This window comes from Kitasatospora sp. NPDC101108, assembly GCF_055584725.1.
The window spans coordinates 826493-844752 of the sequence record NZ_JBVJLM010000001.1; the positions used below are offsets into that span (position 1 = coordinate 826493).

The 18260-nt window shown below is 74.4% G+C and carries 20 protein-coding genes and 1 pseudogene; 10 read left to right on the plus strand and 11 right to left on the minus strand.

Going from position 1 to position 18260, the window contains the following annotated elements; all coding sequences use genetic code 11:
* Window positions 1–11: 11 nt before the first annotated feature.
* Window positions 12–1412: an MFS transporter gene (locus ACZ6Z8_RS03685; RefSeq protein WP_465605959.1), complete on the minus strand. Its 1401-nt coding sequence runs from the start codon at window positions 1410–1412 to the stop codon at window positions 12–14.
* Between the two features lie 216 nt (window positions 1413–1628).
* Between ACZ6Z8_RS03685 and ACZ6Z8_RS03690 the strand changes: the two genes are divergently transcribed.
* Window positions 1629–2366 (plus strand): DedA family protein, encoded by a 738-nt coding sequence (locus tag ACZ6Z8_RS03690; protein WP_465605961.1) that lies wholly within the window; start codon window positions 1629–1631, stop codon window positions 2364–2366.
* A gap of 10 nt (window positions 2367–2376) precedes the next feature.
* Here the strand turns inward: ACZ6Z8_RS03690 and ACZ6Z8_RS03695 are convergent, their stop codons facing one another.
* A complete protein-coding gene (locus ACZ6Z8_RS03695) occupies window positions 2377–3954 on the minus strand; it encodes an alpha/beta hydrolase (RefSeq protein ID WP_465605963.1) in 1578 nt (525 codons plus the stop codon).
* 329 nt (window positions 3955–4283) lie between these two features.
* On the opposite strand from ACZ6Z8_RS03695, the gene ACZ6Z8_RS03700 reads away from it, so the two are divergent.
* The 3 genes from ACZ6Z8_RS03700 (at window position 4284) to ACZ6Z8_RS03710 (ending at window position 5873) form a co-directional block, all read left to right on the plus strand.
* Complete coding sequence (locus ACZ6Z8_RS03700; RefSeq protein WP_465605965.1) at window positions 4284–4955, plus strand: Tat pathway signal sequence domain protein; 672 nt, start codon at window positions 4284–4286, stop codon at window positions 4953–4955.
* 56 nt (window positions 4956–5011) lie between these two features.
* Window positions 5012–5413: a hypothetical protein gene (locus tag ACZ6Z8_RS03705; protein WP_465605967.1), complete on the plus strand. Its 402-nt coding sequence runs from the start codon at window positions 5012–5014 to the stop codon at window positions 5411–5413.
* 67 nt (window positions 5414–5480) lie between these two features.
* On the plus strand, window positions 5481–5873 hold the full coding sequence (locus ACZ6Z8_RS03710) for a DUF302 domain-containing protein (protein WP_465605968.1): 393 nt from the start codon (window positions 5481–5483) through the stop codon (window positions 5871–5873).
* Window positions 5874–5892: 19 nt separating this feature from the next.
* Here the strand turns inward: ACZ6Z8_RS03710 and ACZ6Z8_RS03715 are convergent, their stop codons facing one another.
* Window positions 5893–7071 (minus strand): PP2C family protein-serine/threonine phosphatase, encoded by a 1179-nt coding sequence (locus ACZ6Z8_RS03715; RefSeq protein ID WP_465605970.1) that lies wholly within the window; start codon window positions 7069–7071, stop codon window positions 5893–5895.
* Window positions 7072–7355: 284 nt separating this feature from the next.
* On the opposite strand from ACZ6Z8_RS03715, the gene ACZ6Z8_RS03720 reads away from it, so the two are divergent.
* Complete coding sequence (locus ACZ6Z8_RS03720; RefSeq protein WP_465605972.1) at window positions 7356–7691, plus strand: GNAT family N-acetyltransferase; 336 nt, start codon at window positions 7356–7358, stop codon at window positions 7689–7691.
* 165 nt (window positions 7692–7856) lie between these two features.
* Here ACZ6Z8_RS03720 and lpdA read toward each other — a convergent pair whose 3' ends face one another.
* From lpdA to ACZ6Z8_RS03735, 3 genes are all read right to left on the minus strand, one after another.
* The gene (gene lpdA / locus ACZ6Z8_RS03725) at window positions 7857–9263 is read right to left on the minus strand and encodes a dihydrolipoyl dehydrogenase (RefSeq protein WP_465605973.1); all 1407 of its coding nucleotides are present in this window, start codon (window positions 9261–9263) and stop codon (window positions 7857–7859) included.
* A 280-nt stretch (window positions 9264–9543) separates the two neighbouring features.
* On the minus strand, window positions 9544–9768 hold the full coding sequence (locus ACZ6Z8_RS03730) for a hypothetical protein (protein WP_465605975.1): 225 nt from the start codon (window positions 9766–9768) through the stop codon (window positions 9544–9546).
* Window positions 9765–10277: a hypothetical protein gene (locus ACZ6Z8_RS03735; protein ID WP_465605977.1), complete on the minus strand. Its 513-nt coding sequence runs from the start codon at window positions 10275–10277 to the stop codon at window positions 9765–9767. Before ACZ6Z8_RS03735 ends, ACZ6Z8_RS03730 begins: the two co-directional genes overlap by 4 nt.
* On the opposite strand from ACZ6Z8_RS03735, the gene ACZ6Z8_RS03740 reads away from it, so the two are divergent.
* A complete protein-coding gene (locus tag ACZ6Z8_RS03740) occupies window positions 10278–10454 on the plus strand; it encodes an antitoxin (protein WP_465605979.1) in 177 nt (58 codons plus the stop codon). It begins immediately after the preceding gene.
* Window positions 10455–10497: 43 nt separating this feature from the next.
* On the opposite strand, the gene ACZ6Z8_RS03745 is transcribed toward ACZ6Z8_RS03740, so the two are convergent.
* A complete protein-coding gene (locus tag ACZ6Z8_RS03745; RefSeq protein WP_465605981.1) occupies window positions 10498–10704 on the minus strand; it encodes a hypothetical protein in 207 nt (68 codons plus the stop codon).
* Window positions 10705–10806: 102 nt separating this feature from the next.
* Here ACZ6Z8_RS03745 and ACZ6Z8_RS03750 point away from each other — a divergent pair, with 102 nt between their 5' ends.
* Complete coding sequence (locus tag ACZ6Z8_RS03750) at window positions 10807–11283, plus strand: flavodoxin family protein (protein ID WP_465605983.1); 477 nt, start codon at window positions 10807–10809, stop codon at window positions 11281–11283.
* Between the two features lie 150 nt (window positions 11284–11433).
* On the opposite strand, the pseudogene ACZ6Z8_RS03755 reads toward ACZ6Z8_RS03750, so the two are convergent.
* Window positions 11434–12675, minus strand: a pseudogene (locus ACZ6Z8_RS03755) (MATE family efflux transporter); the annotation flags it as partial.
* Between the two features lie 41 nt (window positions 12676–12716).
* Here ACZ6Z8_RS03755 and ACZ6Z8_RS03760 point away from each other — a divergent pair.
* Both ACZ6Z8_RS03760 and ACZ6Z8_RS03765 read left to right on the plus strand, forming a co-directional pair.
* Window positions 12717–13265, plus strand: a complete 549-nt coding sequence (locus ACZ6Z8_RS03760; protein WP_465605985.1) for a PadR family transcriptional regulator — start codon at window positions 12717–12719, stop codon at window positions 13263–13265.
* A 111-nt stretch (window positions 13266–13376) separates the two neighbouring features.
* Entirely contained in the window at window positions 13377–14249 is an 873-nt protein-coding gene (locus tag ACZ6Z8_RS03765; protein ID WP_465605987.1) for a class I SAM-dependent methyltransferase, read from the plus strand.
* 14 nt (window positions 14250–14263) lie between these two features.
* Here the strand turns inward: ACZ6Z8_RS03765 and ACZ6Z8_RS03770 are convergent, their stop codons facing one another.
* The 3 genes from ACZ6Z8_RS03770 to ACZ6Z8_RS03780 all read right to left on the minus strand — a co-directional run bounded on the left by ACZ6Z8_RS03770 (window position 14264) and on the right by ACZ6Z8_RS03780 (window position 16567).
* The gene (locus tag ACZ6Z8_RS03770; protein ID WP_465605989.1) at window positions 14264–14716 is read right to left on the minus strand and encodes a hypothetical protein; all 453 of its coding nucleotides are present in this window, start codon (window positions 14714–14716) and stop codon (window positions 14264–14266) included.
* 50 nt (window positions 14717–14766) lie between these two features.
* The gene (locus ACZ6Z8_RS03775; RefSeq protein WP_465605991.1) at window positions 14767–15813 is read right to left on the minus strand and encodes a TIGR03617 family F420-dependent LLM class oxidoreductase; all 1047 of its coding nucleotides are present in this window, start codon (window positions 15811–15813) and stop codon (window positions 14767–14769) included.
* 136 nt (window positions 15814–15949) lie between these two features.
* Entirely contained in the window at window positions 15950–16567 is a 618-nt protein-coding gene (locus tag ACZ6Z8_RS03780) for a TetR/AcrR family transcriptional regulator (protein WP_465605993.1), read from the minus strand.
* A gap of 99 nt (window positions 16568–16666) precedes the next feature.
* Here ACZ6Z8_RS03780 and ACZ6Z8_RS03785 point away from each other — a divergent pair, with 99 nt between their 5' ends.
* Complete coding sequence (locus tag ACZ6Z8_RS03785) at window positions 16667–18163, plus strand: carboxylesterase/lipase family protein (protein WP_465605995.1); 1497 nt, start codon at window positions 16667–16669, stop codon at window positions 18161–18163.
* The last annotated feature ends 97 nt before the right edge of the window (window positions 18164–18260 follow it).

Below are 18260 nucleotides of genomic sequence, written 5' to 3' on the forward strand. Positions count from 1 at the left end.
CTCTGAGGGGACTACCGTACGGCCTCGGCCCCGGCGGCCCCCGCCGGGGCCTGCGTCCCGGCCTCCGGCCGGGCCTGCTCGGGGCTGAGCACCGCGTTCCTGGTGTCCGGCATCAGCACGTAGACGACCAGCGAGACCAGGGCGCAGCCGGAGACGTACCAGAAGAAGCCGGACTCGTGCCCGCTGTCCTTGAACCAGAGCGCGATGTACTCGGCGGTGCCGCCGAACAGCGCGTTGGCGAGGGCGTACGGCAGGGCGACGCCGAGGGCGCGGATGCGGGTGGGGAACAGTTCGGCCTTCACGGCCGCGTTGATCGACGTGTAGCCGGTGACGATGACCAGGGCGACCAGCGAGAGCCCCAGCGCGGACCAGTAGCCGGAGGCCGAGCCGAGGGCGGTCATCAGCGGGTAGGTGCCGACGGTGCAGCCGAGCGCGAAGGTGATCAGCAGCGGGCGGCGGCCGATCCGGTCGGACAGCAGGCCGGCCAGCGGCTGGATCGCGGCGAAGACGGCGAGCGCGGTGAAGCTGACCAGGGTCGCGGTGTTCTTGGCGAGCCCTGCGCTGCCGATCAGGTACTTGGTCAGGTAGGTGGTGTACGTGTAGTAGGCGACCGTGCCGCCGAGGGTGAGGGCCATCACCAGCAGGGCCTGGCGCCGGTGCTCCCACAGGCTGCGCAGGGTGCCCCGGGCGCCGTCCTGCCCCCCGCCGCTGTGCCCGCGGTCGCCGGTCTCGGCGGTGAAGGCCTCGGTCTCCGGCAGCCGGCGGCGCAGCCACAGCACCACGCCCGCGAGGACGGCGCCGAGCAGGAACGGCACCCGCCAGCCCCAGGAGTGCAGTTGGGCGCTGCCGAGGGTGTGCTGCATGACGATGAGGATGCCGAGGCCGAGCAGCTGGCCGCAGGTCATCGACACGTACTGGAAGGAGGAGCCGAGGCCGCGCCGGTTCGGTGCGGAGGCCTCGGTCAGGTAGGTGGCGCTCGCGGCGTACTCGCCGCCGATGCTCATCCCCTGGAGCAGCCGGGCGAGCAGCAGCACGACGGCGCCGAGGTATCCGGCCTGCGCGTAGGTCGGGGCGACGGCGATCAGGACGGCGGCCGCGGACATCATGGTGACGGTCAGGGTCAGGGCGCTCTTGCGGCCGTGCCGGTCGGCGGCCCGGCCGAGCAGCCAGCCGCCCACCGGGCGCATCAGGAAGCCGACCGCGAAGATCCCGGCGGTGTTCATCAGCTTCGCGGTGGAGTCGCTGCCGGGGAAGAAGTCGTCCGCGAAGTAGACGGCGAAGCTGGCGTAGACGAACCAGTCGTACCACTCGACCAGGTTGCCCAGCGACCCGCCGACCAGGGCGAGCCGCCGCCGGGCGCGCTCCTCGCCGGGCGGCTGCGGACGGACGGCGGAGGCGGCGGACGGGGACATGGCGGCTCCCGGGACTCGGTGCGGTGGGTGGGTGCCCAGAGCGTGCCGCCGCCCGCCGCGCGGCGGCAAGGAACGCCGCGCAGATCTAACGTTCCGCTAAGGAAGCCGGGCACCGGGCCGCCCCCTCCCGCCCGCCGGGGCCCGCACGGCGGCAGGCGTTACATTGGGGCGGAAGGGGACGCGGGAAGGGGCCCGATCACCGACGGGGTGTGGCCGATGCACACGATCACCGACTGGCTGCGCGGCCTGTCCGGCCCGGTCGTGTACGCGGCCGTCGGCGGGATGGTCTTCACCGAGGACGCCCTGTTCTTCAGCTTCTTCATCCCCGGCGAGACCGCCGCCGTCCTCGGCGGCTTCCTCGCCCACCAGGGCGACGCCTCCCTCGGCTGGATGGTCCTGGTGGTGGTCTGCGCCGCGATCCTCGGGGACTCCGCCGGCTACGAGATCGGCCGCCACCTCGGCCCGCCGATCCTGCGCACCCGCCCGCTGCGCCGCCACGCCGGCCAGGTCGACACGGTGCAGGACCTGATCCGCCGACGCGGACCGGCCGCCGTCTTCATCGGCCGGTTCATCGCCTTCGTCCGGCCGCTGGTGCCCTCGCTGGCCGGGGTGTCCCGGATGCCGTACCGCCGGTTCCTGTTCTACAACGCCCTGGGCGGGATCGCCTGGGGCGTCGGGTTCACCCTCCTGGGCTACTTCGCCGGAGCGGCCTACACCAGGGTGGAGGGCACCGTCGGCCGGGTCACCGCCATCGTGATCGCCGCGATCGTCGCCCTCGCCCTGCTGGCCTGGTTCCTGCGAAGCCACCACTCCCGGGGCCGCGACCGGTCCGGCGAGCCGCCCGAGGATCCGTCCGGCGAATCGTCGGACGAGGCACCCGACGAACCGCCCGACGAGTCGTCGGACGAGGCGTCGGACGAACCGCCCGACGACCGCGACGGGCGGGAGTCCTGAGCCGGGAACGCTACTGGAAGGGCCGCCGGTCCGGTGCGCAGACCCGGCCGCGCGGCGGCAGTTCGCCGTCCACCAGGTAGCGCTCCTCGTAGCCGGCCGCGCAGCCGCTCGGGTTGCCGAGCACGGTGTGCCCGTCACCGTCGACGGTCAGCAGCCGGCCGCGGGCGAGGGTGTCCGCCATGGCCCGGGAGCCCTCGTAGGGCCAGGCCGGGTCACCGGTGTTGGCCACGACCAGGACGGGCGCGGCGGTGTGCCGGTCCCACGGCCCGTCGTAGCGGTCCCGGGCGGCCTCGGCCGGCCAGCCGGCGCAGCGCTGGGTCTGCCAGACCCAGAACGGGCCGAGGTCGCCGGAGCGCGCCCGGGCGAGGTCGGCGAGCGCCGGGTAGTCCGCGCCCGCGGGCGGGTTGGCGGTGTCGGCGCACAGCACACCGAGGACCTGGGTCTGGCCGGACGGTGCGCCGGTCGGCAGCGGCGCCGCCGGGGTGTCGGGGGCGGCCCACAGGCTCTGCAGTTGCCCGCCCAGGGCGGCCCAGCCGGCGGTGCCGAACTGCGGCATCGGCTGGGCCGTGTACAGCAGTTGCGCGACGGCGGTGGCGGCGCTCGCCCGGTCCTGGACGGCGGCCTTGGGCCCGCTGCCGACGGTGACCGGCCCGCGGTCCAGGCGGTCCGTCAGTTCGGCGTACTTGGCCCGGGTCGCCTCCGGGCTGCCCGCCGAGAAGGCGCAGTTCGCCGGATCGGCGGCGCCGCAGCGGTCGAGGAAGGTGTTCAGGGCCCGGGCCGAGCCGAGGTCGCTGCTGGTGCGCAGGAAGGGAGGCAGTGCCGCGTCCTGCGGGGTGCGGCCGGTGGACCAGGCGACCGGGTCCATGGCGCTGTCCAGGACCATCGCGCGCACCCGGCCCGGGAAGAGGTTGGCGTAGGTGGCGCCCAGGTACGTCCCGTACGAGGTCGCGAGGTAGCTCAGCCGCCGGTCACCGACGGCCTGGCGCAGCAGGTCGAGGTCGCGGGCGACGTCCGCGGTGGACAGGTGGGCGAGCAGGCCGGTGCGGTCGTTCGCGGCGCACCGCCGGCCCAGTTCGGCGTAGGTGTCGGCCCAGCGGGTCTGCTGCTCCGCGCCGACCGGGTAGCCGGCGGGCAGGCCGCCGAGCAGGGCCTGCTCGGCGGCCTGGTCCGGGAAGCACTGCAACGTGGTGGAGGCGCCGACGCCGCGCGGGTCGAAGCTGACGAGGTCGAAGCGCTTGCGCACCTGCTCGGGGAGGAGTGCGGTCGCGACGGGCAGGGCCGTCGTGCCGGGGACCGCCGGGCCGCCCGGGTTGTAGAACAGGGTGCCGATCCGGTGCGCCCGGTCGTCGGCGGGGCGGCGGATGAGCGCCAGCTCGATGGAACGGCCGTGCGGGTCCCGGTAGTCCAGCGGCACCCGGGCGGTGTCGCACTGGAAGCCGGGGGTGCAGGGCTTCGTCCAGGTCAGCTCCGGCACCGGCGGGGCGGGCGCGGCGGCCGAGGCCGCGGCCGGGGTGAGACCGGCCAGCAGCAGGGCCGCGGCCGTGGCGGCCGCGGCGCGCAGGGTGGCGGTGGAACGGGGTCGGGGCACGGGCGGCCCTTTCGTCGGTCGCAGGGGTCGGATGAGTCACAGGAGGCACCGTGGTCACGTGGCACTGGGGAGTCTCAGGAGTCATCCGCTCGGACGCCACGCAGTCTTCCGCCCGCCGCTGTCAGGACACCGTCGGACCGCTGTCGGATCACCGGCACGCCGCTGACGCCGCGATCACCGTTGTTGACGAAAAGTCAGCAACTTGCGCGCAGCGCCTTGACGGTGGACTGACACAGTCCTAGAACGTAGTCAGCTCCCCGCTCCCCCCGCCTCCCGGGAGCAGCCCGGAGGTCGTCTTCTCGCCCCCTCACCGAGGAAGAGGCTTTCCCATGCGCGCACTCCCCCGCTGGACCGTTCCCGCCGCCCTCACCGCGCTCGCCCTGGCCGCCGCGGCCCCCGCCGCCGCACTCCCGGCCGACGCCGCCGGACCCGTACTGACCGCCGGCGGCGCCGCCGTCGCGGCGGGCGACGCCCTCGCCGCACCGCTCCTCGCCGGCACCAGCGCCACCTTCTACTCGACCGCGACCAGCACCACCGGTGTCACCTGCGCCACCTCGCAGTTCTCCGCCGGCGTGCTCACCAACCCGGCCGCTCCCGGCGTCGCGACCGAGTCGCTGACCGGGCTCACCTTCGACTCCTGCACCGCCGACGTCACCGGCGTCACCTCGGTGGAGAGCCTCACCGTCGACACCCTCCCCTACGGCGTCTCCGTCGACGACGCCACCGGCCTGCCGGTCACCCTCACCGGCGGCAGCGCCGGACCGATCCAGGCCACCGCAGTCCTCGACACCTGGTTCGGCACCATCACCTGCACCTACCGGCTCAGCGGCGCCTTCACCGGCACCGCCGACAACGGCGCCCACAGCCTGACCTTCAGCAACGAGCACTTCGCCAAGAGCGGCGGCTCCGGCCTCTGCCCCGCCGACGGCTACTTCTCGGCCGGCTACGGCCCGCTCGTCGACACCAGCCTGCCCGGCGCGCCGCCGGTCACCGTGAACTGACCGGCGCGCCCCGCGAAGGCCGCCCCGCGCAACCCGTCCGGCTCGCCCGGATCGCCGTGGCGGGCGTCGTGGTCAACGTCAACACCCCGCCCGCGGCCATCCCGTGGATCGTCGCGGTGATCACGGTCAGCGTCACCGTCCAGGTGGCGGTCGGACAGGTGCACGGCGCGGCGATCGGCGGCCTGGCCGGGGCGGTCAGCGCGGCGGTCGCGGCCACCCTGGTGCACTGGCTGCCGGGCGGCCCGCTCTGGCAGGTGCTCTACCTCCCGGCGTTCTGGATCGTGGTGCCGGGCTCCTTCGGACTGCTCGACACCGCGCAGATCGAGGTCGGCAACGGGGCCCAGTCGGTGCTGGCCGCCGTGTCGGCGGTGTTCGGGGTGTCCATCGGCACCCTGATCGGCTCGGTGATCAGCCGGATCCCGCGCCCCGCCCTGGCCGTTCCCCGACTTCGGGCCTGACCGGCCGCGTCCGGGGGCGCCGGTCGCCGGCGCCCCCGATACTGGGCGGGATCCCGAGGAGGAAAACGTGGACTACGGACTCGGCGTCCGGCTCGACCGGCCGTTCCAGCAGGCGGTGGCCGATGTCACCGCCGCGCTGAAGGAGCAGGGCTTCGGCGTGCTGACCACCATCGACGTGCGGGCGACCCTGCACGAGAAGCTCGGTGAGGAGCTGGAGGACTACCTGATCCTCGGCGCCTGCAACCCGGCCCTCGCCCACCGCGCACTCTCGGCCGACCGCCGGATCGGCCTGCTGCTGCCGTGCAACGTGGTGGTCCGCCGGGACGGCGAGGCGACCGTGGTCGAGGCCGTCGACCCCCAGACCCTGGTCACCCTCGCGGGGTCCGGCGGCGGCCTGGCCGAGGTCGCCGACGAGGCCGCCCGGCGGCTGTCCGCGGCCCTCGCCTCCCTCTCCGCCTGACAGCACCCCAGGACAACCCCTACCCGCCGGGCGTCCCCGGCTCGGCCGGAGGCCGTACCGCGCTGCGCCGGACGGCGAGCAGGGCGGTGTCGTCCGTCCGGCGGCCACCGGTGTGCCGGACGACGGCGGCGGCGACGGCCTCCACCAGTCGCTCGGGCACGGTGGCTCCGGGCAGGCCCACCAGCTCGTCCAGGTACGCCCGGAGCCCGAAGAAGGCGCCCTGCCGGTCCCGGGCCTCGGTCACCCCGTCCGAGACGATCAGTACGGTCTCGTCCGTCCCCAGCCCCAGCCGCTGGACCCCGGGCAGCCCGCCGGCCAGCCCGGCGAGCCCGAGCGGGGCGCCGCGGCCCGGAGGCAGCTGCCGGACCCCGTCCGGGCCGAGGACGTGCGGGCTGTCGTGACCGAAGTTGACCAGCTCGATCTCCTGCCGGGCGTCGTCGGGGAACCAGATGACCACCGCGGTGACGAACCGCTCCTCCTCCTCGCCCAGCCGGGAGGCCAGCAGGTTCTGCCGGTGCACCCGCTCCTCCAGCCGGGAGGCGACGGTCGCGAGGTCCGCCTCGCGGAAGGCGGCCTCCCGGAAGCAGCCGACCAGGGCCGCCGCCGTGGAGACCGCGGGCAGCCCCTTGCCCTGGACGTCGCCGAGCACCACCCGCGCGCCGAAGGGCGAGGCCACCACGTCGTAGAAGTCGCCGCCCACCCGGGCCTCGACGTCCGCCGCCAGGTAGCGGGCCGCCGACTCCACCCCGCCCCAGCCGGGCGGCACCGGGCGCAGCACCACCTGCCGGGTGGTCTCGGCGGCGCCCTGCAGATGGCGCACATAGGCGGCGGCCTGGGCCCGGAACACGCTGAGCGGCAGGGCGAGGACGCAGCCGGCCAGCACCAGGAGGAAGTCCTCGACCCCCTGGGACTTCGCCCAGATGCTGTCCAGCGCGGGATAGGCGACGACGGCGAGGACGCAGAACACCCCGGTGGCCGCCGGACCGCACAGCCCGGCCGCCACCGCCGGCACCAGGGCCAGCCAGCTGACGGACGCGAACGAACTGGGCGTCAGCGCGTCCACGACCACCACCGCCACCAGCAGCAGCGCGGGGATCAGCCAGGATCGGTGCCCGTACCGGACCAGCACCGGCAGCTGGCCGGCGGACCCCGACGGTGGCTGCGGCAGCCGGCTCACCTCCGCGGACCGCACCCGCACCCCGCCCCTCCGCTCCTCCGGTGTTCCGCCGACGTCCCGCTCGGCCCGCCGCGCCGTGGGCGGGGCCGTCCCGCCAACGTTAGGCGGCCGGGGACTCCGGGGCAGCCGGAGCGGCGCCGAGGGCTCCGGCCATCGCCCGGTCGGCCCAGCCCAGCGGCCCGGGCGACCGGGTCGGCCCACCGGGTCAGCCCACTGGGTCGGACCGGGTCGGTCGCATCCACCGGGAGCTAACCTGACCCCGCACCGAAAGCCCGTACGGGCTCCGCGAACGAAAGGCCTCCGCGATGAGCACCCCCAGCACCCCCGTCGTCGAGCGGGCGGACGCCCTGCACCGCTACGAGATCCGGGTCGACGGCGAGCTCGCCGGCTTCGCCGAGTACCTGGACCACGACGGCCGGCGCGTCTTCTACCACACCCTGGTGGAGGACGCCTTCGCCGGCCGCGGCCTGGCCGGGCAGCTCGTCCAGGAGGCGCTGACGGACGTGCGGGCCGCCGGGAAGCGGATCGTCCCGGTCTGCCCGTACGTGGCCAAGTTCCTGACCAAGCACGAGGAGTTCTCCGACATCACCGACGAGGTCACCCCGGAGATCAAGGACTGGCTGCGCACCCGGGTGCGGTAGGTGCTGTGCCGGCGCTTCGACGGCCGGGGTGCCGCCTCGGCCTTGCCGAGGACGTCGGCCATCGCGTCGCCCTTCATCACGACCTGAGCGCCCCCGCACCGCCGACTCGGGCCCCGGCCGGCGTTCGCCGCCCGCCGGGGCCCTGTCCTCAGCCGGGCCGGGTCGTCACATGTTGATCATGTGACCGGCGAGGCCGTGGATGGCCTCCTTGACCGCCTCGCCGAGGGTCGGGTGGGCGTGCACGTTGCGGGCGACCTCGTGGACGGTGAGGTCCCACTGCTGAGCCAGCGTCAGCTCGGGCAGCAGCTCGGTGACCTCGGGGCCGATCAGGTGGGCGCCGAGCAGCTCGCCGTACTTGTTGTCGCTGATGACCTTGACGAAGCCGATCGGGTGGCCGAGGCCGTGCGCCTTGCCGTTCGCGGTGAACGGGAACTTGGCGACCTTGACGTCGTAGCCCTGCTCCCGGGCCTGCGCCTCGGTGTAGCCGAAGGAGGCGATCTGCGGCTGGCAGTAGGTGGCACGCGGGATCATCACGAAGTCCACCTCCTGGGTCTCCACCCCGCCGATCGTCTCGGCGGCGATCACGGCCATCGTCTCGGCGGCGTGGGCGAGCATCAGCTTGGCCGTCACGTCACCGATCGCGAAGATGTGGTCGACGCTGGTACGGCCGCGGCCGTCCACCGCGATGGCGTTGCGGTCGGTGAGCTTGACCCCGGTGTTCTCCAGGCCGTAGCCGTTGACCCGCGGCGCGAAGCCGATCGCCTGGAGCACCTTGTCGGCCTCCAGCACCTGCTGCTCGCCGTTCTTGGTGACGGTCACCTTGACCTTGCTGTTCGGGTCGCTGTCGTCGATGGACTCCACCCGGGTGGAGGTCAGCACCTCGATGCCCAGCTTGCGGTACTGCTTGGCGAGTTCGGTGGAGACCTCGACGTCCTCCAGCGGCACCATGCGGTCCAGGAACTCGACGATGGTGACCTTCACGCCGTAGTTGTGCAGCACGTACGCGAACTCGACGCCGATCGCGCCGGCGCCCGCGATGATGATGCTCTCCGGCAGCTCCTCGGTGAGGATCTGCTCCTCGTAGGTGACCACGCGCTCGCTCAGGCTGGTGCCCGGCAGCAGGCGGGTGGTGGCACCGGCGGCGATGATGCAGTGGTCGAAGGTGACCACGTCGAAGCCGCCGCCGCTGAGCGCGACCTGGAGGGTGTGGTCGTCGACGAAGGTGCCCCAGCCGTCGTACTCGGTGATGCCGTTCTTCTTCATCAGGTAGTGGACGCCCTTGACCCGGCCGTCGGCCACCGTACGGCTGCGGCGGAAGGCCTCGCCGAAGTCGAAGGTCACCTGGCCCTCGACCTTGATGCCGAAGGTCTTGGCCTCCTTGGTGAAGATGTGGGCGAGCTCGGCGTTGCGCAGCAGGGCCTTGGAGGGGATGCAGCCGACGTTGAGGCAGACGCCGCCCCAGTACTTGGCCTCGATGACCGCGACCTTCAGGCCCAGCTGCGCCGAGCGGACGGCGGCGGTGTAGCCGCCGGGGCCCGCGCCGAGGACGACGACGTCGTAGTGCGTGCTCATGTTGCTGACTCCTCCGAGGGTGTCACGGTGTCGTGATCTCGGTCCCATGGTGTCAGGACCGGACCCGGCGCACCCACCGGGTCTCGGCGGATGCGCTCCGCGCGGCACCGTACAGGGCTCGGGCCGGATTGTCAGTGACGGCGGCTACGGTGGCTCGCACCCGGCTCCACCAGGGGCGATGACGCAGGGGCGATGACGGCGGGAGGGTGCGGACGGCGGGCAGGTGCACGGTGGGCGGGTGGGCCCGCCGCCCGAGGACGGCAGCGGGCCCACCCGGGCGTCAGGCCGCCGCCCGACCGGCGGGGCGCTGGGCCGGTACGGGCTGCCGCAGCGAGGAGAGGTCCCAGGCGTAGGTGCCGACGGCGTGGGCGATCACGTCGATGTTGACGTCGAAGGCCGCCATGGCGATGTTGTCCAGGTCGTCACAGGCCTTGTGGTAGCAGGCGTCGAAGGCGGTGCCCGCCGTGCCGCCGTAACGGGCCTGCTGCTCGGAGGACTTGATCACCTCGGCGCCACGTCCAGCCGCTGGGCGCGGGCCTCGAAGAAGGTGTACTCGAACTCCTGCCGGGACACCACGAGCCCGGCCCGCCGGGCCTGTTCGTAGATGTGGTCCGCCGACCGGTCGTGGCCCTTCGAACCGGCGGCTCTGGTACCGCCGTTGCGGTCCGCGACCCGTTGCAGCACGGCGAGGGTGTCGTGCGCGTCCTCGGCACTGCTCGCCGCGACCAGCCGCTCGGCCAGCTTGGCCCCCCGGCGGGCCGGGTCCGGATCTGCGTTGGCACTTCCGGCGCCGACCAGCAGCAGCGGGGTGACCAGGGTGGCGACGGTGAGGGCCGCGCCCGTGCGGTTCCAGGTGTGCGGCTTCAGAACGACTCCCTCCGACGAACCGTGAACTCTCGATTTGACATGACCGGGATCGCCTTGCCAAGGCCGCCGCGCGGCCGCGAAATGCGCGGGACGGCCCGCGCTGTGATCCTGGAGGGGTGGGGGCGTCTCATCCAGGAGGGTGACCACATGTCCATGCTGGATAAGCTCAAGAACCTGCTGAAGGGCCACGACGAGCAGACGGAGAGGGGCATCGACAAGGCGGGCGACGCCTTCGACGAACGCACCCAGGGCAAGTACAGCAGCCAGACCGACGTGGCCCAGGACAAGCTGAAGGACCAGTTCCGCGACCAGCCGCCGCAGTAGCGGCCCGAGACCGCGTCCGCTCCGCCGGGCCGGGCGGCGGCGTTCAGCCGTCGGCCCGGCCCGGCTCCCGCTCCGCGCCGTGCCCCGGCTCCCCGCCGGACCCGCCGTCCGCGTCCCCGTCCGCGTTCGCGTCCCCGTCCGGCTCCGCGCCGCAGTTCTCGCACGGCCCCGGGCCCGGCCGCTCACGCAGCCGTCCGCACTCCGGGCACACCCGGTCCAGCCAGCAGGCCGACTCGCCGCCTTCGTCCATGCCTCCGATTCTGCATGTCACGTTCCCGAGCGCTGCCCGGTCGACCCTGTGGGCGCGGACGTTCCGCACCCCCCGCGACCGCGGAGCGAAGGGAGCATCACCATGAAGGCCGTCATCGTCTGCGTCTCGGTGTCCCACGGCAACACCCGGCGGGTCGCCGAGGCGATGGCCCACCCCCTGACCGCCCGGGTGGTCGAGCCCGAGGAACTGGACCCGGCCGACCTCGCCGGCCACGACCTGGTCGGCTTCGGCTCCGGCGTCTTCACCGGCCGGCTGCACCCGCGCCTGCGCGAGTACGTGCGGGCGCTTCCCTCGGCCCGACAGCCCCGCCGGGCCTTCGTCTTCGCCACCAGCGGCCTACCCGAGCCCGGCTTCCGCCCCTTCACCCGCCCGCTGGTCCGCCTCCTGGAGCCGAAGGGCTTCGAGGTGGTCGGCAGCTTCACGGCCCGCGGCCACGACACCTGGCTCCCCTTCAAACTGGTCGGCGGCATCAACAAGCAGCGCCCGGACGCCCGCGACCTGGCGGCCGCCCGGGCGTTCGCCACCGGTCTGTGCCCGCGGGCCGGCAGGGTCTCCTGAACGGCCGGCGGCACCGGTCCCCCGCCGAGTGAGCAGGCTCAGCAGCCCCAGCTGCACCACCGCTCCCACCACCTGCCCCCACCACACCCCGGCCACCCCCAGCGCTCCCGACAGCACCACCGCGGCCCCGAGCTGGGAACCGAGCCCGAACACCGCCGACAGCACCAGGGCCCGCCCCGCGCCGGTCGCCTGGTGGAAGCCGCCGAGGGCGACGGCCGGGGCGTACGGGAGGAGGTAGAGGGCCGTCAGGTGGAGGAAGCCGACGGACTGGGCGGACACCGCCGGGTCGTCGGTGAACCGGGCGGTCAGCGGGCCCGCGCAGCCGGCCGCCAGCACCGCCGCGCCCGCGCCCAGTCCGACGGCCAGCCGGGCGGTGGCGCGGTGGAGGGCCCGCAGCTCGGCGGCCGCCCCCGCGCCGGTGAGCCGGGCGGCCCGGATGGCGGTGGCCTGGCGCAGCGCGTAGAAGGCCATGGTGAGCAGGAGCAGGAGCCGGTAGCCGATGCCGTACCCGGCGACGGCCGCGACCCCGAAGCCCGCGACCAGGGCCAGTTGGGCGGTGCCGACGGCCATCCGGGCGGTGAAGTCCAGGCCGAAGGGAGCACCGGCCCGCAGGATGCGGACGGCTGCCGCACCGACGCCCCGGACCGCCCCGCCGGTCCGGGGCCGCAGCCGCAGGGTGACGGCGAGGGCGACCGCCCGGGAGGCGGTGAGGGCGAGCGCCGCGCCGGTCACGCCGAGGGCGGGCAGCGGGCCGGGGCCGAGGATCAGCAGCGGGTCCAGGACCAGCAGCAGGGCGTTGGAGAGCAGCGCGATCCGCATCGGGGTGCGGGTGTCGCCCGCGCCCTTGAAGAGTTCGTCGGCGACGCGCTGGGCGAAGAAGAGGCCGAACGCCGGGAAGGCGACGGTGAAGTACTCGGCCGCCCGGGTGGCGGCCTCGCCGTCGAGGAAGGCGGCCGCGAGGCGGTCCCGGAGCAGGAAGCCGGGGGCGGCGAGGGCGAGGCTGCCGAGCGCGCACAGGCGCCAGGAGGCCCGGGTGACGCGGGCGGCCTCGTCCCGGTCGCCGGCGCCGAGGGCCCGGGCGAGCCGGACGCTGACGCCGGAGGCCACCACCAGGACGAGTCCGAGCAGCAGGTTCTCGACGGTGCCGGCGAGGGTGACGGCGGCGACGGCGGATCCGCCGAGGCTCGCCACCCAGAACGTGCCGATCACCGTGGCGATCACCCCGGACAGCAGTTCGGCGTAGACCGGCCCGGCCAGGGCGGCCAGTCGGTACAGCTGCTCGCGCACGCTTCCCCCTCGTTCCGCCGCCCGCACCGGGTCGGCGGCCACCTCGATTGGATTTACCTCGAAGGGATATACCTCGGTTAGAGGTACCTCGGCAAGAGGTAACATGACCCCGCCATGGGGCGCACTCCGACGAAAGGGCTTCAACCGTGCTGACCCTCGCGATCCTCGGCTTCCTGTACGACCAGCCGCTGCACGGCTACGAACTCAAGTCCCGGATCACCGGGTTGACCGGCCACGTCCGGCCGGTCAGCGACGGCGCCCTCTACCCCGCGATCACCCGGCTGGAGAAGGCCGGACTGCTGCACCGCCGCACCGAGCCCGGCACCGGGGCGGCCCCGCGCCAGACCCTGGAACTGACCGGGGAGGGCCGGGCCGAGCTGCTGCGCCGGCTGGCCGACCCGGAACAGGCCGAAATCACCGACCAGATCCGCTTCTTCACCCTCGCGGCCTTCCTCCACCACCTGGCCGACCCGCACCAGCAGGCCGCCGTGCTGCGCCGCCGACTGGCCTTCCTGGAGGCGCCGAGCAGCTTCTTCTACGACGGGGACGGCCGCCCGGTCACCGCCGAGCGGGAGCCGAACCCGTTCCGGCGCGGCATGCTGCTGGTCGCCCGGGCCTCCACCGCCGCCGAACGGGCCTGGCTGACCGAGACCATCAGCGGGCTGACGGGAGCGAGCGGTCCGGAAGCCGTCTGAAGGGCCCCGGAGCAGCCTGGGCATAGCTATGATGATCGGCCTCACGACCACGGCGTTCGCCCTCCGCGGCGTGATCCACCACCGCGCTCCGCCCGTCCCCTGGAGGCAGCCGTGCCCAGTGAAGTGACCGCCGCCGTCCGCCCCGTTCCGCAGAGGCGGGACGACATCCCCGGCTGGTTCTTCGGACTGGACCGCGCCGCCTTCTCCCACCTGCTGTCCGCCCAGACGGCGGCCGGGGTCAGCGGGGACATCCTGGAGCTCGGCAGCTACCTCGGCCGCAGCGCCGTGCTGCTCGGGGACCACCTCCAGCCCGGCGAACGGCTGACCGTCTGCGATCTGTTCGACTCCGAGGCCGGCGACGCCGACAACGCCGCCGAGATGACGATGTCCTACCGCAAGACCCTCACCCGCAGCGCCTTCGAGTCCAACTACCTCGCCTTCCACGGCGAGTTGCCCGAGATCGTCCAGGCACCCACCTCGGTGCTGGCCGACGGCCGGATCCCGGCGGGCAGCTGCCGGTTCGTCCACGTCGACGCCTCGCACCTGTACGAGCACGTCAGCGGAGACATCCTGGTCGCCAGGTCCGCCCTCGCCGAGGACGGCCTGGTCGCGCTGGACGACTACCGCTCGGAGCACACCCCGGGCGTCTCCGCGGCGGTGTGGGAGGCGGTGTTCACCGGCGGGCTGCGGCCGGTGCTGCTCACCCCGATGAAGTTCTACGGCACCTGGGGCGACGCCGAAGCCGCCCGCCGGACCCTGCTGGAGCGCGACTGGCGGGCCGAGGACTACACCGTCGACGAGGACACCATCGCCGGCCACCGCGTGCTGCGGCTCAACTACCAGGTCAAGTCACCCGCACAGGTCCGCTCCACCCCGCGCCGCCTGGCCCTGGACCTCCTCCCGCCGGTCGCCACCCGCGTCACCCGCCGCATGCTGCGCACCCTGCGCGAGCGCCGCGCCGTCCCCCCGGTGCCCAGCGCCTGAGGTACCGGGGCCGCTCAGCGAACCGGCCGCGCCGCCAGCGCCCGGTCGATCCCCCTGCGGAAGCGGGCCGAGGCCCCGGGCAGGCGCCCCAGCCGGCGCAGTGGCCCGGCGGCCGGCTCCGGCCGCCGGGCCAGTTCCAGGACCGCCGCGTACGGGCGCTCGCCCTCCTCCAGGCGTGCGGCCAGCAACGGCACCAGGCCGTCCAACTCGGCACCGGTCAGGGCGGGGTGGGCGGCGACCAGCCGGAGCAGGCAGTTGTCGTTCCAGGTGCTGTGCCGCCGGGCGGCGAGCGGGACGAGCAGATCGGCGGGTGCGGCGGCGTTCCTGGCGATCGCATGCCAGACGAACGAGTACTCCCCCAGGGCCAGTCGGCGCAGCACGTCCGGGTCCGAGGTCCGTTCGGCGAGCCGCCTGTAGTCCCCGGCGTCGTGGAGGTGTCGCAGCGCTTCGGCGTCTTCCGCATCCATGTCGGCGCAGCCTAGCGATTGTCAGCCCCAGGCCGCCGGGGTGCTTCCGCTCAGCCCAGCGCGCGCACCGCCGCCAGCACGTCCAGGCCGAGCGTCCGGTCCGCGTCCTCCGGCAGGTTGACGGACAGCCGGGTGACCAGCCCCGCGTACCGGCGGTGGATCTCCCGCGCCGCCTCCTCCACCGTGCCGGACACCGCGAAGGCGTCGAACACCTCGTCGGAGATCAGCGCCGTCATCTCCGCCCAGCGCCCGCGCACCGAGTGGGTGTGCAGCTCCTCCTGGAGGTCCTCCCAGCCGTGCTGCGCCAGCACCGGCCGGTAGGCCGGGGTGGAGGCGTAGAACGCGAGCCGCTCCCGCACCCCGGCCCTGTTGGCCGCCAGCTCCTCCTCGGTGCGGCCGACGGCGGTGAGCACGTTGCCGACGATCTCGAACGGCCGCCCGGTCCACTCGGCGCCCTCGGCCTCCGCCTGCCGACGCGCCGCCGTCAGCCCGGGCAGCACCTGCTCGGCCAGGTAGGCGGTGGAGGAGAACGGGTGGCCGAGGAAGCCGTCGGCCACCGCCCCGGCGGTGCGGGTCATCAGCGGACCGACGCCGGCCAGCAGGATCCGGGGCACCCCGGCCGGGACCGGGTCGGGCGAGAAGACCGGCGTCATCACCGTGTGGGTGTAGAACTCGCCCCGGAAGCGCAGCCGTTCACCGGTCTGCCAGCTGTGCCAGATCGCCCGCACCGCGTGCACGTACTCGCGCATCCGGGCCGCCGGGCGGTCCCAGGGCATCCCGAAGCGCTTCTCGATGTGCGGCTTGACCTGCGAACCCAGCCCGATGACGGCCCGCCCACCGGAGGCCGCGTGCAGCCCCCAGGCCTGGTAGGCCAGGGTCATCGGGGTGCGGGCGAAGGCCACCGCGATGCCGGTGGCCAGCTCGATCGACTCGGTCCGGTCGGCGGCCCGGGCGAGCTGGAGGAAGGGGTCGTACGCGGTCTCGGCGACCACCAGCCGGTCCATGCCCCGGCGTTCGGCCTGCTCTGCGGCGTCGAGGATGCCCGCCGGGTGCCCGGAGGCGTTGGCGTCGAGGCGGAGGGCGGCGGGTCGGTCCATGCGGGTGCTCCTGGTTGAGGGTCCGGCCTCGTACGGGCCTTGCGTCGTGCGGGTCGTGCGTCGTGCGGGTCCTGCGTCGTGCGCGCCCGGCGTCGTACGGATCCGGGCGGCGGTGCCCGCCCAGCCTGCCACGCCGTCACCGGCCGGCCGCCCCGCCCTCCCCCGCGAACAGCCCGTCCAGGTGCCGGTCGACGGCGGTGAGCACGGCGGCCGGCTCGACCACGCCCAGTTCCAGCAGGGTGGTGAACCCGGTGAGCGCGAGCAGCAGGTCCGTCTCCACCACCGGGTCGCGGTCCGCCGCGACCAGCCCGTCCGCGACCGCCTGCCGGACCACCCGCTCCACCGCGGCGCGCCCCTGCACCAGGCCGCTCCGCGCCCGCGCGTGGACCTCCTCGTCGTGCAGCGCCTCCAGCACGTAGGCGGCGCTCATCCGGCTGGTCACCCGTGAACCGGCGTGCAGCGGCAGCAGTTCGACCAGCATCGCCCGCAACACCGCGCGCGGGTGCGGCCGTTCGCCCAGTTCCGCCAGCGCCCGGCCGACCCGCCGCGCGCTCTGCTCGCCGGCCAGGTCCATCGCGAAGCCGAGCAGTTCGGCCCGGGAGCCGAAGTAGTGCTGCAGCTGCCCGAGCGAGATCCCCGCCTCCCGGGCGACCTCGCGCAGCGTCAGCTGGGTGGCGCCGCGCTGCTCCACGACCCGCCACAGCGCCCGGGCGATGGCCTCGCGGCGCTCCTGGTGGTCCACCTGCTTGGGCATCGGCGCGGCACTCCTCGGACATCCCCGGCTTTTCCAATACGCTTGACATAATACACTTGACCGACAACGCTGAGGGCATCCGAGGGATGGAGTGTCCAGATGCTCGTACCGCCCGTCGCCCACACCACCGAAGGAGCCGTCCGCGGCCTGGTGGACCGCGGACTCGCCGTCTTCCGCGGCCTCCCGTACGCCCGCCCGCCGGTCGGACCGCTCCGCTTCGCCGCCCCCGCCCCGCCCGAGCGCTGGGACGGCGTCCGCGAGGCCTTCGAGTTCGGCCCCGTCGTCCCCCAGTCCGGGCCGATGCCCGTCGAGCCGGCGCCCGGCACGGACTGGCTGACGCTCAACGTCTGCACCCCGCACCAGGACCGGGCCGGGCTGCCGGTGCTGGTCTGGATCCACGGCGGCGGATTCATCTCGGGCACCTCGGGCGACCCGCTGTACGACCCGGTCGAGCTCGCCCGGGCCGGAATCGTCGTGGTGACCGTCAACTACCGGGTGGGCGCGGAGGGTTTCGCGCTCATCGAGGGCGCCCCGGCCAACCGCGCCTTCCTCGACCAGGTCGCCGCCCTGGAATGGGTGCGGCACAACATCGCCGCGTTCGGCGGCGATCCCGAACAGGTGACGATCGCCGGCCAGTCGGCCGGGGCCTCCTCGGTCGCGGCGCTGCTGACGATGCCCCGGGCCCGCGGTCTGTTCCGGCGGGCGATCGCCCACAGCGTCGGGGCCAACCTGGCCACCCCGGCGCTGGCCGCCGAGATCACCGCCGCCCTGGCGGAGCGGCTCGGCACGGCCCCCACCGCCGCCGCCCTCGCCGGGGTCGACCCCGGGCGCCTGGCGAAGGCCGTCACCGACCTCGACACCGAACTCCCCGGGCACCTGGCGCGCTGGGGGCGGCTCGCCCACACCGGCGTCGCCACCGTCCCGGTGGTCGACGGCGAGGTCCTCACCGAGGAGCCCTGGGCCGCCCTGGCCGCCGGACGGGCCGACGGCACCGAGCTACTGGTCGGCCACACCCGCGACGAGTTCCGGCTGTTCGCCGTCCTCGCCGGCCGGCACGGCGCCTTCACCGAGGAGGACGCCCGTACCGCCCTGGACCTGCTCGCCCCGGGCCCGGACGGTCCGGACGCCTACCGCGCCGCCCTCCCCGGCGCCACGCCCGGGGACCTGGTCGAAGCCGTCTTCTCCGACGCCCTGTTCCGGATGCCCTCGCTCCACCTCGCCGAGGGCAACACGGCGGCCGGCGGCACCTCGTACCTCTTCGAACTCGCCTACCCGGCCCCCGCCATGGGCGGGGTCTTCGGCGCCTGCCACGGCCTGGACGTCCCGCTGGCCTTCGGCAGCCTGGGCAGCCCGATGGGCCGGCACTTCCTCGGGGACCCGCCCGCCCCGGAAGCCGTCGAGCTGTCCCGGGAGCTGCGGGGGGCCTGGGTACGGTTCGTCACCACCGGCGAGCCCGGGTGGGCCGCCCACGAGCCGGAGCGTCAGCTCACCCGGGTCCTGGGCGCCCGCTCGGAGACCGTCCGCTACCCCGAGCAGGCCTCCCGCACCGTCTGGGCGGGGCACGGCCCCACCGCCTTCGACCTCGGCCGAGGCTGAGGCGGGGGCTGAGGCTGAGGCGGGGGCGGGGGCGGGCTGTGCGGCCGGGTCGCGGGGGCGCGTCCGGAGCGGTTGGGTGGGAGGCGGGGCGGCGGGT